This is a genomic window from Rhodococcus sp. ACPA1, assembly GCF_002300195.1.
Lineage (GTDB): Bacteria > Actinomycetota > Actinomycetes > Mycobacteriales > Mycobacteriaceae > Rhodococcus_F > Rhodococcus_F opacus.
Window position 1 is genome coordinate 1,189,873 of record NZ_NSDX01000001.1, and the last position, 16,378, is coordinate 1,206,250.

12 protein-coding genes, 1 tRNA gene and 1 pseudogene are annotated in these 16,378 nt (G+C 66.3%); 4 read left to right on the top strand and 10 right to left on the bottom strand.

The genetic code is table 11. The annotated features are described in order from the left end of the window. Positions 1-3 precede the first annotated feature (3 nt). Entirely contained in the window at positions 4-1,431 is a 1,428-nt protein-coding gene (locus CJ177_RS05235) for a zinc-dependent metalloprotease (RefSeq protein ID WP_005240179.1), read from the bottom strand. A gap of 113 nt (positions 1,432-1,544) precedes the next feature. Here CJ177_RS05235 and CJ177_RS05240 point away from each other — a divergent pair, with 113 nt between their 5' ends. Beyond that, positions 1,545-2,567: a PDZ domain-containing protein gene (locus CJ177_RS05240; protein ID WP_179443156.1), complete on the top strand. Its 1,023-nt coding sequence runs from the start codon at positions 1,545-1,547 to the stop codon at positions 2,565-2,567. Positions 2,568-2,571: 4 nt separating this feature from the next. Here the strand turns inward: CJ177_RS05240 and CJ177_RS05245 are convergent, their stop codons facing one another. Then, the gene (locus CJ177_RS05245; protein ID WP_005240184.1) at positions 2,572-3,183 is read right to left on the bottom strand and encodes a PPA1309 family protein; all 612 of its coding nucleotides are present in this window, start codon (positions 3,181-3,183) and stop codon (positions 2,572-2,574) included. Between the two features lie 154 nt (positions 3,184-3,337). Here CJ177_RS05245 and CJ177_RS05250 point away from each other — a divergent pair, with 154 nt between their 5' ends. Next, on the top strand, positions 3,338-6,316 hold the full coding sequence (locus tag CJ177_RS05250) for a UPF0182 family protein (protein ID WP_025432310.1): 2,979 nt from the start codon (positions 3,338-3,340) through the stop codon (positions 6,314-6,316). A gap of 76 nt (positions 6,317-6,392) precedes the next feature. Here CJ177_RS05250 and CJ177_RS05255 read toward each other — a convergent pair whose 3' ends face one another. Together CJ177_RS05255 and CJ177_RS05260 are read right to left on the bottom strand one after the other, a co-directional pair. Beyond that, positions 6,393-6,947, bottom strand: coding sequence for a transglycosylase family protein (locus CJ177_RS05255; RefSeq protein ID WP_005240188.1), 555 nt, complete (start codon positions 6,945-6,947; stop codon positions 6,393-6,395). Positions 6,948-7,422: 475 nt separating this feature from the next. Then, a pseudogene (locus tag CJ177_RS05260) lies at positions 7,423-7,752 on the bottom strand (transglycosylase family protein); the annotation flags it as partial. Positions 7,753-8,192: 440 nt separating this feature from the next. Here CJ177_RS05260 and CJ177_RS05265 point away from each other — a divergent pair. Then, positions 8,193-8,269: transfer RNA gene (locus CJ177_RS05265), tRNA-Met, on the top strand. A 73-nt stretch (positions 8,270-8,342) separates the two neighbouring features. Here CJ177_RS05265 and CJ177_RS05270 read toward each other — a convergent pair. The 4 genes from CJ177_RS05270 to CJ177_RS05285 all read right to left on the bottom strand — a co-directional run bounded on the left by CJ177_RS05270 (position 8,343) and on the right by CJ177_RS05285 (position 11,839). After that, complete coding sequence (locus CJ177_RS05270; protein ID WP_061041159.1) at positions 8,343-8,987, bottom strand: GntR family transcriptional regulator; 645 nt, start codon at positions 8,985-8,987, stop codon at positions 8,343-8,345. Positions 8,988-9,098: 111 nt separating this feature from the next. Continuing rightward, complete coding sequence (locus tag CJ177_RS05275) at positions 9,099-10,154, bottom strand: isopenicillin N synthase family oxygenase (protein WP_095867374.1); 1,056 nt, start codon at positions 10,152-10,154, stop codon at positions 9,099-9,101. A 24-nt stretch (positions 10,155-10,178) separates the two neighbouring features. Beyond that, positions 10,179-11,060 (bottom strand): ABC transporter permease, encoded by an 882-nt coding sequence (locus tag CJ177_RS05280; protein ID WP_061041157.1) that lies wholly within the window; start codon positions 11,058-11,060, stop codon positions 10,179-10,181. After that, positions 11,057-11,839, bottom strand: a complete 783-nt coding sequence (locus CJ177_RS05285) for an ABC transporter ATP-binding protein (RefSeq protein ID WP_025432312.1) — start codon at positions 11,837-11,839, stop codon at positions 11,057-11,059. The genes CJ177_RS05280 and CJ177_RS05285 overlap by 4 nt, the downstream gene beginning before the upstream one ends. A gap of 347 nt (positions 11,840-12,186) precedes the next feature. Here CJ177_RS05285 and CJ177_RS05290 point away from each other — a divergent pair, with 347 nt between their 5' ends. Beyond that, entirely contained in the window at positions 12,187-13,365 is a 1,179-nt protein-coding gene (locus CJ177_RS05290) for a nitrate ABC transporter substrate-binding protein (RefSeq protein ID WP_095867375.1), read from the top strand. Here the strand turns inward: CJ177_RS05290 and CJ177_RS05295 are convergent. Both CJ177_RS05295 and CJ177_RS05300 read right to left on the bottom strand, forming a co-directional pair. After that, positions 13,352-14,986 carry an acyl-CoA synthetase gene (locus CJ177_RS05295; RefSeq protein ID WP_095867376.1) on the bottom strand — a complete coding sequence of 545 codons (1,635 nt, stop codon included), beginning with the start codon at positions 14,984-14,986 and terminating at the stop codon, positions 13,352-13,354. The genes CJ177_RS05290 and CJ177_RS05295 overlap by 14 nt on opposite strands. A 164-nt stretch (positions 14,987-15,150) precedes the next feature. Next, positions 15,151-16,356: an acyl-CoA dehydrogenase family protein gene (locus CJ177_RS05300; protein ID WP_095867377.1), complete on the bottom strand. Its 1,206-nt coding sequence runs from the start codon at positions 16,354-16,356 to the stop codon at positions 15,151-15,153. Positions 16,357-16,378: the final 22 nt, after the last annotated feature.

The following is a 16,378-nucleotide window of genomic DNA, read 5'->3' on the forward strand; positions in this document are numbered from 1 at the left end:
AGGTCAGGACTCGGGCTCGTCGTCCTTGCCGGACTTGCCGCGTTCGGCCTCCTCGGCCCGCTCGCGGGCCTCGGTCGCCTCCAGTTGCGCCATCGGATTGTCGAAGTCGCCGCCGTCGCCGCCTCCGAGCACACGTTCGACGAACGCATCCGGGCTGTCGAGATCGGACGAGTCGGGCAACAGGTCGGGGTGGGCCCACACACCGTCACGGGCGTCGACGGTCGACTCGGACGTGAGGCGAGTCCACAGCTGCGCGGCCTCCCGGACCTTGCGGGGACGCAGTTCGAGTCCGACCAGCGTCGCGAACGTCTGTTCGGCGGGTCCGCCGGTCGCACGCCTGCGGCGCAGCGTCTCGCTCAGGGCCGCGACGCCGGGGAGGCGGTCGTTCAGCGCCGACGCGACGACGACCTCGACCCAGCCCTCGATGAGGGCGAGCAGCGTCTCGAGTCGCTCGAGCGCCTGCTTCTGCTCGGGCGTGGTCTGCGGTTCGAACGCACCCTGCTGCAGGATGTTCTCGAGCTGCGACGGATCGGTCAGCGCGGACGGGTCGAGTCCCTTCGCCATGTCCTCGATGGCCGAGAAGTCCATCGTGATGCCGCGGGCGTATTCCTCGACGGTGGCGAGGAGACGCTGACGCAGCCACGGAACGTGGCTGTACAGGCGCTGGTAGGCGGCCTCACGCGCGGCGAGGAACACGAGGATCTCGCGGTCGGGCTGTTCGAGCCCCTTGCTGAACCGCTCCACCGCGGCGGGAAGCAGTGCGCCCGTGCCTGCCGGACCGAGGGGGAGACCGATGTCGGTGGAGGTCAGCACCTCCTTCGACAGCTGGCCCAGGGCCTGGCCGAGCTGGGAGCCGAAGGCGAGGCCACCCATCTGGCTCATCATGCCGATCATCGGCCCGGCCATCTGCTGCGCTTCCTCTGGCAGCCCCTGCACCCACATGCCGGACACCTTCTCCGCGACGGGGTCGCACAGCCGCTTCCAGGTGTCGAGGGTGTTGTCGAGCCAGTCGTTGGGCGTCCACGCGACGGTCTTCGTCGCGCCCGCCGGCAGCGTCGTCGCGGCGTCGAGCCACAGTTCCGCGAGCCGTGAGGCATCGGCGATCGCCTCGGAGTTGCCCTGCGTGATGGGTGCGACGGACCCCATCTGCTGGCGCGCGAGTTTCTTCGCGATCTCGTAGTTGACCGGGCCGGTCTGCTCACCAGACCCCATCGACGTGCCCATCCCGCTCAGCATCTGGCCGAACTGGGTCAGCATCTGACCGAGGGAGGCCGGATCGAAGCCCCCGGCGGGGAAACCACCCGCCCCGAAACCGAAGTCGTCGGAACCGCCCGCGTTCTTGTCGCGGTCGGGCCCGTTCTGATCCCCCGTGTTCTTGTCACGATCGGGATCGTCGTCGGGTTTGGAGAAGCCGAAGGGCGGATTGCTCATGACTCAACGGTACAAGGCGCATGGTTCCGTGGCTGTCCACCTCGTCACGCTGACGGCGAACACGCGGACGGCCGACAGTCGTGTCCGCGGGTTCGCGCTCTACGCTGGTCCAGGTGAATCGACGGATCGTGACGCTTCTGGCTGCGCTGGCCCCGATCGTGGTACTCGGAATTCTCGGCACGGTGATCACGGTGCCGTACGTGGCCCTCGGGCCGGGACCCACGTTCAACACACTCGGCGAAGTAGGTGGTGAGGAAGTCGTCGCCGTCGAGGGAACGGAGGTCGACGACACCACCGGCCACCTCAACATGACGACGGTCGCCGTGCGCGACGACCTCAACGTGTTCGAAGCGTTCGGATTGTGGGCCAGTGGGCGCCAGGGCATCGTCCCCCGCGAGGAGGTCTACCCGCCGGACAAGTCGAAGGACGAGGTCAAGCAGGAGAACGACGCCGACTTCCAGCAGTCGGAGGACAGCGCGGAACTCGCGGCACTCCATTTCCTGGGCAAGCCGGTGGACCTGCGGATCGCCAAGGTCGGTGAGGACGGCCCCTCCCAGGGACTGCTGCGCGAGGGCGACGTGCTGGTGAGTGTCGACGGAAAGCCGGTGTCGACGGTCGGTGGCGTGCAGGCGGCGGTGGCCGATGTGCCCCCGAACACGGAGGTGCCGATCGTGATCCGGCGCGACGGCGCCGAGACGACGGTGCGGGTGGTGCTCGGCGCACGGCCGGACGACGAGTCCAAGGGCTACCTGGGGATCACTCCCGAGGAGATCCCGGACGTCCCGTTCACGATCGACTTCAACCTCGCCGACGTGGGCGGCCCCTCGGCAGGTCTCATGTTCACCCTCGCCGTGATCGACAAACTCAGCCCGGGCGAACTCAACGGCGGCAAGTTCGTCGCCGGCACCGGCACGATCGACTCCGACGGCGACGTCGGGCCCATCGGCGGCATCAAGTACAAGTTGATCGCCGCGGAGGAGGCAGGCGCCGAGACGTTCCTCGTGCCGGCGAAGAACTGCGACGAGGCACGCCAGGGTGCGCCCGACGGGCTCCGGCTGGTGAAGGTCGAGAACCTCGACGGAGCCGTCGATGCGCTCGAGGCCATCGATACCGGAGCGGACGCGCCGCACTGCTGAGCGGTCAGTCCTCCTCGGTCGCGTCGAGGGTGGCGTACAACGCGCTGATGAGATTCGGTGCCAGATCCTCGTAGGTGAGAAGTTCGATCCCGGCGTACGGGTCGGCGTCCTCGTCGGGGCGCAACTGCATCAGGCACAACGACGGTCCGTCGCGCAGCACGGCGGCGATCAACCGGGCGGACCGGCGGTCGGGATGCGACTCGGCCGCTGCCCGCGCGGCGTCGTCGGCGGCGTCGCGATCGGACAGCAGGGGGACGAGCGCGTCGTCGAGATCGGACTCCGCCTCGGGCGGCAGAACGACGATCTCCTGAACGAGTGCGCACCCCACCACGGACTCCGGCCAGCTGGTGGTGGCGAGGAACTCGTCGAGTGCGCGTGACCCGCCGTCGATGTCGTCGGGGAACGGATCCTGTTCCACCGGGGTCAATTCCGCGCCGTCGGCGAGTTGGTCGAGCAGGCTCGGTTCGGCGGCCGCGAGCAGTTCGGTCGGGACGAGTGCGAACATCTGGGGCGGCTGATCCCACCCTCCGGCATCGACGAATTCGACCACCTCGCGCACACAGCGGGCGAGGGCGTCCGTCTCTCGGTTCACATTCTCTTCACTCACGAGACCCATCTTCGCACCCCCGGAACAGGACCGACGGCCGCATCTCTCGGTTGTTACGTAGAGTGGGACGAAACGGTCACGCCCGTGCTGTTCGGGTGTGGACGAACGAACGGTGCAGTTGATCGCGGCGCGACAGCGTCGCCGAGTTCTTGGAGTGTGGCACGTGGGCATGCGGCCCCCCGCAGGTTTACCGTCGTTGTCCAAACGCAGCCGAGTGCTGCTGGTGCTGGCGCTTGTCGTCGCTGCCCTGTTGCTGGTGGGCCCTCGGCTCATCAGTACCTACACGGACTGGTTGTGGTTCGGTGAGGTCGGATTCCGTGGTGTCTTCACCACGGTCCTCGTCACCCGTCTGCTCCTCTTCCTCGTAGTCGGGGTCGTGGTCGGCGGAATCGTCTGGCTGGCACTGCTGCTCGCCTACCGTTCACGGCCGGTGTTCGTCCCGGTGTCGGGTCCCAACGATCCGGTGGCGCGGTACCGAACCACTGTGATGACTCGGCTGCGCCTGTTCGGCCTGGCCATTCCGATCGCGGTGGGACTGCTCGCCGGGCTGATCGCCCAGTCCAGCTGGGTGACGGTGCAGTTGTTCGTCAACGGCGGCGCGTTCGGCGTCGCCGATCCCGAATTCGGCCTCGACGTCGGCTTCTACACGTTCGATCTGCCGTTCTACCGGTTCGTCCTCAACTGGCTGTTCGTCGCGGTTCTGCTGGCGTTCTTCGCGAGCCTGGTGACTCACTACATCTTCGGCGGGCTGAAGCTGGCGGGCCGGGGCGGGGCACTGACCAATGCGGCGCGAGTCCAGTTGGCGGTGCTCGCGGGAACGTTCATTCTTCTCAAGGCCGTCGCGTACTGGTTCGACCGTTACTCGCTGCTGTCGAGCAGCCGCAAGGAACCCACGTTCACCGGTGGTAGCTACACCGACATGAATGCGGTGTTGCAGGCGAAGTTGATCCTGCTGGCCATCGCGGTCATCTGCGCGGGCGCGTTCTTCGCGGCGATCTTCCTCCGCGATCTGCGGATTCCCGCAATGGCGACAGCGCTTCTCGTGCTCTCCTCGATCCTGGTCGGCGCCGTGTGGCCGCTCGTGGTCGAGCAGTTCTCGGTGCGTCCCAACGCAGCCGACAAGGAGAGCGCGTACATCGAGCGGAACATCGCCGCCACGCGGCAGGCGTACGGCATCACCGACGACAAGGTCGAGTACCAGGACTATCAGGGGTACGGAACGAAGCCGCCGCGGGACGTGCCCGCCGACGTCACGACCATCGAGAACACGCGACTACTCGATCCGAACATCCTGTCGCGGACGTTCACCCAGCAGCAGCAGTTGAAGAACTTCTACGGGTTCCCGCCGACGCTCGACATCGACCGGTACGACATCGACGGGCAGTTGCGTGACTACATCGTCGCGGCCCGCGAGTTGTCGTCCAAGAGCCTGACGGGCAACCAGACGGACTGGATCAACAAGCACACTGTCTACACGCACGGCAACGGACTGGTCGCGGCCCCCGCGAACCGGGTGAACGCCGCTGCCGGCGAGTCCGCCGAGGAAGCCGCGAACAGCAACAGCGGTTACCCCGTCTACATGGTCAGTGACATCGCCTCGCAGGAGGCGGGTAACCAGGTCATCCCGGTCGAGCAGCCGCGCATCTATTACGGCGAGGTCATCGCCGACACGGACGCCGACTACGCGATCGTCGGCGGATCCCAAGGCTCGGATCCGCGGGAGTACGACACCGACACCTCGCGCTACACGTACACCGGTTCGGGTGGTGTGCCGATCGGCAACTGGTTCAACCGGCTGGCGTTCGCGGCCAAGTACACCGAGCGCAACATCCTGTTCTCCGGTGCCATCGGTTCGGATTCCAAGATCATCTACAACCGGGACCCACGGGACCGTGTCACGCACGTCGCCCCGTGGCTGACCGCGGACGGCGACTCGTACCCGGCCGTCGTCGACGGCAAGGTCGTGTGGATCGTGGACGCCTACACCACCCTGCAGGACTACCCGTACGCCCAGCGCAGTTCGCTCGACGGACTCGTCGAGGACAGCATCGACCAGAACACCGGCCGCCTGCTGCCCCGTAAGGAGGTGTCCTACATCCGCAACTCGGTGAAGGCCACCGTCGACGCGTACGACGGCACCGTGAAGCTCTACCAGGTGGACCAGAACGATCCGGTGCTCGATGCGTGGATGGGTGTCTTCCCGGATGCGGTTCAGCCGGCGGATTCGATTCCCGACGAACTGCGTGCGCACTTCCGCTATCCCGAGGACCTGTTCAAGGTGCAGCGCGAGATGCTCGCCAAGTACCACGTGGACGATCCGAAGGAATTCTTCACCAACAACGCGTTCTGGTCGGTGCCGAGCGACCCCACGATCGACACGAGCGCGAACCAGCCGCCGTACTACGTGCTGGTCGGTGATCCCGAGACCGGGAAACCGTCGTTCAATCTGACCAGTGCGATGGTGGGTTACAGTCGCGAGTTCCTGTCCGCATATCTGTCGGTGAAGTCGGATCCGGAGAATTACGGCAAGTTCACGGTGCTCCAGTTGCCGACGGACACGCAGACCCAGGGCCCGCAGCAGACGCAGAACTCGATGATCTCGGATCCTCGGGTGGCATCGGAGCGAACCCTGCTCGAGAGATCGAACAAGATTCAGTACGGCAACCTGCTGACCTTGCCGATCGCGGACGGCGGCATCCTCTATGTCGAACCGATGTATACGGAGCGAAGTTCGACGGGCCCGAACACGTCGACGTTCCCGCAGCTGTCCCGAGTGCTCGTGAGCTACCGCGAGCCACCGCCGAGTAACAGTGTGCGTGTCGGGTACGCCCCGACGTTGGCGCAGGCGCTCGACCAGGTGTTCGGTGCCGGCACGGGCTCGGTGGCGACGGCACCCAGTGCGGAAGAAGGGACGCCCCCGGAGTCCGGCACCACGCCGCCGGTCGATCAGGGTGCGGCACCGGCGCCGACCGCCCCGGCGACACCGCCGTCCGGCACGGATGTCTCGGCGGCCGTGGCGGAGTTGGACGCGTCGCTCGACGCGTTGACGTCGGCGCAGCGCAGCGGTGACTTCGCGGCCTACGGCGCAGCGCTTGCTCGCGTCCAGAAGGCGGTCGCCGCGTACGAGGCGATCCCGAAGTAGAGGCGCTTCAGCCGCAGGCAGAACGAGGCCCTGTCATCCGAACCGGATGGCAGGGCCTCGTCGTGCGAGCGGAAGATCAGCGCAGTGCGTCGACCAACTGCGGGTTGGTGTCCACCAGCTGCTGGAACTGCTGTCCGTAGCCGTTCTGCTCGGCGACCTGACGCGCGGCGTCGAGCGCCTGCTGTGCGGCGGGCTGGACCGGGGCGGGTGCCTGAACCTGAGCCGGAGCGGCGGGGGCGGGAGCCGGGGTGGGCTCCGGAGCGGGGGCCGGAGCCTCGGCGACGTCGCCGCCACCGGTGGACAGGTACTGACCGCACACCGGCCATGCACCCTGGCCCTGGGTCGCGAGAACATTCTCGGCGACGCGGACCTGCTCGGCCTTGCTGGCGTTCGATGCCGAGCCGGTGCCGCCGTTGGCCTCCCAGGTGCTCTGCGAGAACTGCAGGCCGCCGTAGTAGCCGTTTCCGGTGTTGATTCCCCAGTTGCCGCCGCTCTCGCACTGGGCGACGCCGTCCCAGTTGTGGGAAGCGGCGGAGGCGGTGCCGGTGCTCAGTCCGAGCGGGACGGCGACGACGGCTCCGGTGACGGCGATCCAGCCGAGGGCACGCTTGCTGATGCTGTGATTGGTCATGCGGGGTCAATCCTCTCCGCGCTTGCTGGCGTGGCCGGCCTGCGGGTGACGACGTTCGCGTCGTCACGCCGGGCTGCGATTTTGTGCCGCGTCCCTGCCCCTCGAAGGTTTCGGGGATTCCGAACCCGCGGGGCAGAGCTAGCAGCGGCGGGCCGGCTTTCGCCCGGTTGTTTCGGGCCGAGAGCGACCGTACGGGAGCTTTGCCCGCAGTTCACCTGGCGAAAATGGTGGACAGCTGTCCGGCGGCGAAGGCGAATTTTCCCTGTTGCTCCAGGTCAACGCGCCTCGATATCGTTTCGGAGTCCATTCGTTACCCCACTGTTATGTGGTGGGGATCACCACGAATTTGTGCAGCGGCTCACGTCGAAATGGCGGGGAAACGAATCCCGGTGGTGTAGGGCGGAGCCTTGCAATGCAGGAGTGCCCCGCGCGCAGTCGTGCTGCGCGCGGGGCACTTCGAGCAAGGTGCGGATCAGAGGTACTGTCCGCAGACCGGCCAGGCGCCGGGTCCCTGGGTTGCCAGGACGTTCTCGGCGACGCGGATCTGCTCCTCGCGCGAGGCGTTGGCCGGCGAGCCGGAGCCACCGTTCGCCGCCCAGGTGCTGTCGGTGAACTGCAGACCGCCCGAGAAGCCGTTTCCGGTGTCGGCGCCCCAGTTGCCGCTGCTCTCGCACGCTGCAACGGCGTCCCAGTCTCCGGAAGCGGCCGATGCGGTGCCGGTGCTCAGACCGAGCGGCACTCCGATGACTGCTCCGGTGAGTGCGATTGCGCCCATGGTCCGCTTGACGATGCTGGAATTGGTCATGTGGTTGTTTCCTCTCCGCGCCTGCTGACGAGGTGGTGGTGCGGTAACGGCTGGTGTGCCGACCCGGTGGTCGATCTGTCCTCGTCCCTGCCCCTCGAGGTGTCGGGATTCCGAATCCCGCGGGGGCAGGTCGAGCTGCGGCGGGTCGGCGTTGCCCGGTAGTTTCGGGCTGGCAACGAACGTACGCGGTGATCACGGAATGGTCACGGGTCGATTTTCTGTGACGGGCGTCCAAATACTGGGACGAACGACCGCTGTTTTCCCAGGTCGTCCCCGAAGTTTCAGGTTTCGGCAGCGTTACAGATTTGGCACGAAATGTGACGAGCGTCATAACATTCAGGTAACGGATGTGACTCGAGTGGTGCTGAAAGGTTGCTACTCGGACGCTTTCCGGGCGATTTGCAATCCGTTCGTTCGCTCGTGTAACTTTGTTCATGCAACGCGGGGTGGAGCAGCTCGGTAGCTCGCTGGGCTCATAACCCAGAGGTCGCAGGTTCAAATCCTGTCCCCGCTACCACCGAAGAACCGGCGTCCTGGAATCCAGGACGCCGGTTCTTTTTTGTCTCCGCTCGCCCCCGTCGGGGCGGTTCTCACATCCGCGTCGTTCGGACCAGCAATCCCGCCACATGGGCGCATGCTGCTGCCCGCGCTCCGACCGCGTCGCCGGACTCGATGGCGCCGACGATCCGCTCGTGCTCGGTGACGGCCAGCCTCCGATTCAGATCCGCACTCCACATGTCCGACCGGTACAGATGTGATTGCCCGTCCAACCGCAGGAGGGCTTCGCTCAGTGGCTTGTTGCGGGCGGTTTCCCGGATGAGGGTGTGGAATTCGAGGTCGAGCCGTGAATCGCGGCGCTGATCGGCGGGCCCGTCCAGCAGCTCACGTTGGACCTGCACCATCTTCTTCAATTGCTGCACCGTCTCGTGGGTGGCAGCGGTAGTCGCGTGAAATGCGGCGAGCCCGTCGAGTACCTCGCGGACCTCGAAGACGGCGCGGATCGAGTCCGCGTCGAGAGAATCGACCTTGGCGCCCGCATTGCGGGTGTAGACCGCGATGCCCTCGTAGATGAGTTGCTGCACGGCCTCCCGGACGGGGGTACGGCTGACGTTCAGTTTCGCGGCCAGCGCCGGAACGCTGAGTGGCGTACCGGGGGGCAGTTCGCCGGAGAAGATCTGTTCACGAAGAGTGTCGTGAACGGATTCGGTGAGCAGGGCTCGTTCCGTGTGTGTCATCGATCCTTCCGAACCCTTCCTCGAGGCGGGTCGTGACCTCGCCGCCCGGCCCGGCTCCTGCGTCGACTCTATTCGATCGCCGGCGGGAGGGCGCCCCACCGACTGATCCTGCTAGCGGGCGGACAGGACCCGCGCGGCTTCGCGAAGTGCCGCAGTCGGTTTGACGCCCGCCTTCAGGCCGGCGACCTTGGCCGCGATGTTCTCCGCGACCGTGATCGGCGGATATCCCGGCTCCCCGTCGACGAGAGTCCCGGGGAGCGGTTCGATCACGGCGTCGTGGTTCCCGTCGAAGAAGAACGCCGCGGATCGCCGGCGAATGATCTGCCCGTCGGTGACGGGCGGATTCACCCGATGCACGGTCGAGCGCCACCGGTCGTTGGTCCACCGGGCCATGGCGTCGCCGAGGTTGATGAGAAACGCGTCGTCGGCGGGCTGCGCATCGTGCCACGCGTTGTCGGAGCCGAGGATCTGCAGGCCGGGAACCTGATCGGCCCAGAGAATCGTGAGAATACCGAAGTCGGTGTGGGCGCCCATGCCGGTGGCATCACCGTCGAATGCGACCTCGCCCTCGGGAAGCGCATAGTTGTTCATCTTCAATGCGTTGATCGAATGGTCGACCATCGCGTCGAAGTATCCCGGTTCCACCCGAAGGGCATCGGCGAACGCGGCCATGAGAATTCGCGCCAGTTCCTGGGCGTGTGCGAAGTACTCCTGCACCCCGCTGTGGAAGGACGGGGCGTCGTCCGGCCAGGTGTTGGTGGCGTAGCTGGTCTCGGGGACTTCGACGTCGGGGTAGTCGGTGGTCTCGGTTCCGACGACGAAGGCTTCGTAGAAATCGTTCATCCTGTTCGCGGACTCCACCCCGAGGCTCATGCTCAGGGACTCGGACGCGGGCGGCGAGTACCCGCGGTTCTCGGAGGAGGAGCGCCGGTACTTCTTCTTGGTCTCGAGCGGGAGTCCGAAGAATTCGTCGAGTGCACTGGCCAGGCGGTCGACCGTCGCTCCGGGAACCCGGTGACCGACGATCTGGACGAAACCGACCTCACGGCAGGCGGTGTCGAGTTCCGCCGCCACACGTGCGCATTCGGCACTGTTGTGGGCGCGGGCTCCCTCGGCGAGATACGCGCTGATGTCGACGGTCGGGACGGTGAACGGGGAAGTGGGCATGACGGCCTTTCGGGGAAGGTGTGCTCAGGACTTGTGGCCGGACGCGTGCCAGCTGCCGACCAGCAGTCGGGACAGGATGCCGAACGCGGAGAACACGGCGACACCGAAGAGCGACGCGATCACGATCGCGGCGATGAGATCCTCGGATTGGAGCCGGCTGCGGAACACGTCGAGAAGCGTGCCGATGCCGGGCTCGCCTTTGGCGAAGAACATGTCTCCGATGATCGCGCCGACCACGACGAGGCCGGACGCGGTGCGAATGCCGGTGAGAACGGCGGGCAGTGCCGCGCGAAGTTCCAGCTTCACCAGGCGATCCCATCGGGATGCCCGGCCGAGAGTGAACAGTTCGTGGAGGCCGCGGTCGACGGACTGGAGTCCGAAGTGAGTGTTGGTGATGATGGGAAAGGCGGCGATGAGGACGCACACGAGTGTGCGGGCCGTCATCCCGTAACCGAACCACAGACCGATCAGCGGGACGATCGCGAGGATCGGAATCACCTGGAGCACCACGGCGTACGGGTAGACGATCCGTTCGATCCACTTCGCGCGGCTCATCAGGACCCCCGTACCGACTCCGACGAGCACGGCCACGACGAAGCCGACCAGCGCGACGCGGGCAGTGACGGCGAGGGCCTCGAGCATCGGGGACAGGTGCTTCCAGTCCAGGAGCGACTGCGTGAGAACGCGATTCGGCGGAGGAAGGAGGAACTGTCGTTCGGGGGAGAGGACGAACCAGCTCACCGCGGACCACAGGACGAGTGCTCCCGCTAGCGACAGCACGGGAAACAGCAGTCCCGCGGCCACCCTGACCGTTCGCGGCCGCCGCGCCGAGGGGCCGCTCGGCTCCGTGACGGCCGGGGTCCGCGCGCTCACGATGGGACGGGGCAGGACAGGTGCTTCGGTCATCGTGTGCTCCCGTGCAGGCTGTTCGAGATCTGGGCGACGTACTCGGTGTACTTCGGGTCGAATCGCAGTTCGGGGCTTCGCGGGTGAGGGAAGTCGATGTCGATGACCGAGGCGATCCGTCCGGGCCGCGCGGTCATGACGACGACCCGGTTGGCGAGGTACACCGCCTCGGACACCGAGTGGGTGATGAACATCGACGTGAACCCCTTCCTGCTGTACAGGCTGTGGAGTTCGACCTGCATGTCGAGCCTGGTCAACTCGTCGAGTGCCCCGAACGGTTCGTCGAGCAGCATCACCTCGGGTGCGAGTGTCAGGGCGCGGGCGAGCGAGACGCGCATCTTCATTCCGCCGGACAGCGACCGGGGCAGCTGGTCGGCGAAACCGTCCAGTCCGACGGCGGCGATGGCCTCGGCCGCGCGTGCCCTCCGGACCGCCGCGTCGCCCCGGCCGAGTTCGGCCGAGAGTTCCACGTTGGCGCGTACGGTCCGCCAGGGCAGCAGGGTGGGTTCCTGGAAGATGAACCCCACGGAGTCGGTGGCCAGAGCCACGGATCCGTCGGTCGGACGTTCCAGTCCGGCTGCCATTCTCAGCAGTGTCGACTTCCCGCAGCCCGAAGGTCCGACCACGGCGACGAAGTCGCCGCGGTGGACGTCGAGGTCGATGCCGTCCAGTGCGACGGTTCCCGTGTCGAACCGTTTCACGACGGTGCTGAAGGCGATCGCGACGTCGTGTGTGAGCCGGCGTGCGTCGACGTCCTGCGTCGTGTCGGCGAGTCTCATCCCAACCTCCAAGGTGGCCGTGAAATGCATGCAAAGAATGGATAGTTCGATGAAAATAGTCTGGATTGCATGCATGTCGTCCGGGTTGCGGAGTGTTAACACGTGGTGACATGTGGTCGAGCGTGCGCGGAATGCAGAGTAAGTAGACGTGATAGGGAGCGGGAGGGCGTCCGTTCACGTGAATGAAACAAAACCGATATTGCATGTAATCAGACCGGGTGCACACTTGGCGCACCGGTCGCCGACGCGTGGAGTCGGCACCGAATTCCCTTGGTCGTCATGAGTGTTCACCGCGGCTCCGCGGTACCCGGCGACCACCGACTTCGATCGTGTTCGCGAGGAGAACGATGAACCGCAACAGTAGGACCCTTCGGCAGGCGGGCATGTCCGCCGTCGTGCTGGCCACACTCGGCCTCTCGGCGTGCACTTCGTCCGACGGCGGCAGCGCCTCCGGGGTCACCCTCGAACCCGCGGCCGAATCGCAGAACCTCGCCGGGGTATGCCCGGAGAACGTCGTGGTCCAGCTGCAGTGGCAGCCGCAGTCGGACATGGGTGGGCTGTTCCGGATGCTCGGCCCCGGATACGCCGTCGACGCCGACGACAAGTCCGTGACAGGACCGCTGGTGGCCGACGGCAAGGACACGGGGGTGGATCTGACACTCCGCGCCGGCGGTCCGGCGATCGGCTTCCAGTCGGTGACTTCGCAGATGTACGTGGACGATTCGATCGCACTCGGCGTGGTTCACGGGGATCAGGTGATCGCCGCGGCCGCGAACCAACCGGTCGTGGCGGTGACGCCGCTCCTGAAGTACAGCCCGGCGATCCTGATGTGGGATGCGGAGACCCACCCGGACTGGCGGACCGTGGCCGACATCGGAAGGTCGGATGCCTCCGTCGTGGTCTCGAAGGAACAAATGTTTCCCCAGTGGCTGGTGGCGCGGGGTCTGCTGAAGGAGTCGCAGCTCGACACGAGTTACGACGGCGCGCCGTCCCGGTTCGTCGGGGATCCCGCCATCGCGCAACAGGGTTTCGCGAACTCGGAGCCGTACACCTACGAGTACGAGACACCCGCCTGGGACAAACCGGTCGCCTACGACCTCCTGAAAGACTCGGGCTTCGACATCTACGCGTCCAACGTCTCCGTCCGCGCGGACAAGGTGGAATCGCTGACGCCCTGCCTGCAGAAGCTGGTGCCGATCATCCAGCAGTCCACCGCCGACTATGTCACCGCTCCGGAGTCCACCAACGAGGCCATCGTGGACGTCGTGTCCCAGGACTCCTCGTTCTCGCCTTATACCGAGGGCGAGGCGGAGTTCAGTGCGCAACTGCTGAAGGACGAAGGGCTGATCGCGAACGAGGCCGACGGATCGGTCGGAACGTACGACATGGCGCGAGTGCAGGGGACGGTCGACGAACTGAAACCGATCCTCGTCGCCGGTGGTGCCGCGATCCCGGATTCGCTGACCGCGGAACAGATCTACACGAATCGATTCACCGATCCCGCGATCGGGATCAGCTCTCCGTAACGTCCATCTCGATCAGGACGCGACGCAGCAACTTGCCCGTCGCGTTGCGGGGAAGTTCCTCGATGAAGATGACCTCGCGGGGCACCTTGTACCGCGCCAGGTTCGACTTGACGTGGGCCTTCAACTCGTCGGCGTCCTTCGCGGATCCCGGGCCGGGTACCACGAAAGCCCTGAGGCGATGGCCGAATTCGGAGTCCTCGACACCGATCACAGCGGCCTCGAGCACGTCCTCACGGTCGGCGAGCAGGTTCTCGACCTCGAGGGGGTAGACGTTCTCGCCGCCGGACACGATCATGTCGTCGTCCCGGCCGTCCACGAAGAGGAGGCCGTTGCGGTCGAAGTGGCCGACGTCGCCGGTGGACATTAGACCGTTGATGCGCTCCTTGTCGCGACCGTCGGTGTATCCGGAGAAGCTGAGACCGCTGGCGACGAAGATCCGTCCGACGGTCTCGGGTTCGGTGATCCGTTGACCCGACTCGTCATAGAGTTCCACGTGGCAGGTGACGGGTGCCCGCCCCGCGGTGCCCGGCGCCAGCGCGAGGTCGGCCGGAGTCGCGACGGTGGCGACGGCGACTTCGGTGGAGCCGTACAGGTTGTGGAGGACCTCGCCGAAAGCGGCGGTGGTGCGTTTGCAGAGGTCGGGGGAGAGGGCGGACCCGGCCGCGAAGATGATCTTCAGGCTCGACGTGTCGTACTTGGCCAGGGTCTCCGGCCCGAGGTCGATGATGCGCTGCAGCATGGTGGGAACGACGACCAGTGTGTCGCAGCGGTGCTGCTCGACCAGGCGGATCGTGTTCTCCGGATCGAACTTGCGATGCATCACCACGGTCTGGCCCAGTGCCAGCGCGAGTGCGAACTGGGAGACTCCCGTCCCGTGGAATGCGGGTGCCGCCATCATCATCGTCTGCCCGCGTCGCAGTGGAACCCGGTCGAGGAACTGGGCCGACGCGAGCGGCGACGTGTGTCCGCGGGGAGCGCCCTTCGGTGTGCCCGTGGTGCCGCTGGTGAGGAGGACGAATCCGCCCTGAGTGGACGGCGCGGGCAGCGAACTGCGGTCTCTGCCCTCCATCACGTCGTCGAGCGTGCGGACCTGGGACGTCGAATCGTCCTCCGCCCAGGAGCGATAGGCGATGACCTCGTCCGGAAGGGCTTCGGCGACCGCGTGGAACTCGTCGTCGTACACGAACGCCTGAACCTGCTCGCGGGCGGCGACGTCGACGAGTTGGGGCCGGGCGAACCCGGTGTTCATCAGCACCAGCTTGGTGCCGTTCTTGGCGGCGGCGAGCATCGTCAGGACCAGGCCCCGATGATTGCGGCACATGCATCCCATGACGGAACCGGGAGTGATGCCGTCGGCCTGCCACGCCCGCACCAGGGCGTTGGACTGCTCCTCGATGTCGGTGTAGGTGAGCGAGCCGCGCTCGTCGATCAGGGCCACCGCATCCAGTCCGGCCTCGGCATTGGCGTGGACCGGCCCGGCGAACGGACCGTACTTCCGCACGGCCAGAATCGATCGGACGCCCTGGTCGACGCGGGGAAAGGGAACGAGGCCTGCGCGGTTCATCACCCGCACAGCTCCCACGGTGTCCGTGATCTTGGTGAGGAAGTGCTGAGCTGGCATGGAGAACCCCTCCGGCTGCAGTGACGGATTTCCCGTCCAGCGTAGATGACGACAGGGGTCCGGCCGCGCGGTCCGGTGAAGCCGGGCGTCCCGCACGAAGAAGCCCCCGCCGCAGCTGAGTGCGGCGGGGGCTACACCCCTCGATGAAAGTCCCCCTCGAGCTGCTACTTCAGCTCGGCGGACGACTTTCCGAGCAGACGGCGAGCGACGATCAGCTGCTGGATCTGCTGCGTTCCCTCGAAGATGTCGAGGATCTTGGAATCGCGCGCCCACTTCTCGAGCAGCGGGCGCTCCGAGTAGCCCAAGGTGCCGGCGAGTTCGACGGCCTTGAGGGAGATGGCGGTTCCGGTGCGACCGGCCTTCGCCTTCGACATCGATGCTTCGAGAGAGTTCGGCTTCTTGTTGTCCGCCATCCACGTTGCGCGCAGCGCGAGCAGGTAGGCGGCTTCCCAGTCGGCCTCGAGCTGCAGGAACTCGGCGGCGGCCGCGTGCTGGTTGTACGCAGGAGTGTCGTAGGAGATCTCCACACCGGCGTCGGAGAGGATGCTGCGTAGTTCCTCGAGCGCGGCGCGGCCGAGGCCGACCGCCATGCCGGCGACGATCGGACGGGTGTTGTCGAACGTCTGCATGACGCCGGCGAAGCCCTTCTCGACGTTGACCTCCGGCGTGCCGAGCAGGTTGTCCTTGGGGATCCGGCAGTCCTGCAGCAGCAGGACCGCGGTGTCGGACGCCTTGATGCCCAGCTTGTGCTCGAGGCGGGCGACGCTCAGGCCCGGGGCGTCGCGCGGGACGACGAACGACTTGATCGCGGCGCGGCCCTTCGTCTTGTCGACGGTGGCCCACACGACGATGTGCGTGGAGCGCTCGCCGGCCGTGACGAAGATCTTCTCGCCGTTGAGCACGTACTCGTCGCCGTCGAGCACCGCGGTGGTGGTGACGGCGGCGGAGTCGGAACCGAAACCGGGTTCGGTGATGGCCATCGAGGCCCACACCTTGCCGAAACGCTCGAGCTGCTCGTCGGTGGCGACGGCGGCGATGGCCGAGTTGCCGAGGCCCTGGTACGGGATCGCCAGTGTGAGACCCACGTCGCCCCAGCAGGTTTCGATGACGTTCATCAGCGACGACATGTTGCCGCCGTTCACGTTCCCGATGACCTTCGGCTCGTCGCCCCGTCCGAGGGCGGCGCCCGCCGCGCCCTTACCGGAGTCGTTGAGTCCCTCCACCATGGCGGCCATGGTGTCGAGTTCCTTGGGGTAGGCGTGCTCCGCGAGATCGTACTTGCGGGAGATCGGCCGGAAGATTTCCGCGGCGACCTGGTGCGCCTGATTCGCGGAGGATTTGAGCTTCTTGGGAAGTTCGAGGTTGATCATGACAGTTTCCTTAGTTCGAATC

What these genes read in the sequence shown, in the direction of transcription:
- CJ177_RS05270 (WP_061041159.1), bottom strand. Translation starts at nt 8,987, where the DNA reads ATGACACACACGGAACGAGCCCTGCTCACCGAATCCGTTCACGACACT.
- CJ177_RS05285 (WP_025432312.1), bottom strand. Translation starts at nt 11,839, where the DNA reads ATGAGACTCGCCGACACGACGCAGGACGTCGACGCACGCCGGCTCACA.
- CJ177_RS05300 (WP_095867377.1), bottom strand. Translation starts at nt 16,356, where the DNA reads ATGATCAACCTCGAACTTCCCAAGAAGCTCAAATCCTCCGCGAATCAG.
- CJ177_RS05280 (WP_061041157.1), bottom strand. Translation starts at nt 11,060, where the DNA reads ATGACCGAAGCACCTGTCCTGCCCCGTCCCATCGTGAGCGCGCGGACC.
- CJ177_RS05275 (WP_095867374.1), bottom strand. Translation starts at nt 10,154, where the DNA reads ATGCCCACTTCCCCGTTCACCGTCCCGACCGTCGACATCAGCGCGTAT.
- CJ177_RS05255 (WP_005240188.1), bottom strand. Translation starts at nt 6,947, where the DNA reads ATGACCAATCACAGCATCAGCAAGCGTGCCCTCGGCTGGATCGCCGTC.
- CJ177_RS05245 (WP_005240184.1), bottom strand. Translation starts at nt 3,183, where the DNA reads ATGGGTCTCGTGAGTGAAGAGAATGTGAACCGAGAGACGGACGCCCTC.
- CJ177_RS05290 (WP_095867375.1), top strand. Translation starts at nt 12,187, where the DNA reads ATGAACCGCAACAGTAGGACCCTTCGGCAGGCGGGCATGTCCGCCGTC.
- CJ177_RS05235 (WP_005240179.1), bottom strand. Translation starts at nt 1,431, where the DNA reads ATGAGCAATCCGCCCTTCGGCTTCTCCAAACCCGACGACGATCCCGAT.
- CJ177_RS05295 (WP_095867376.1), bottom strand. Translation starts at nt 14,986, where the DNA reads ATGCCAGCTCAGCACTTCCTCACCAAGATCACGGACACCGTGGGAGCT.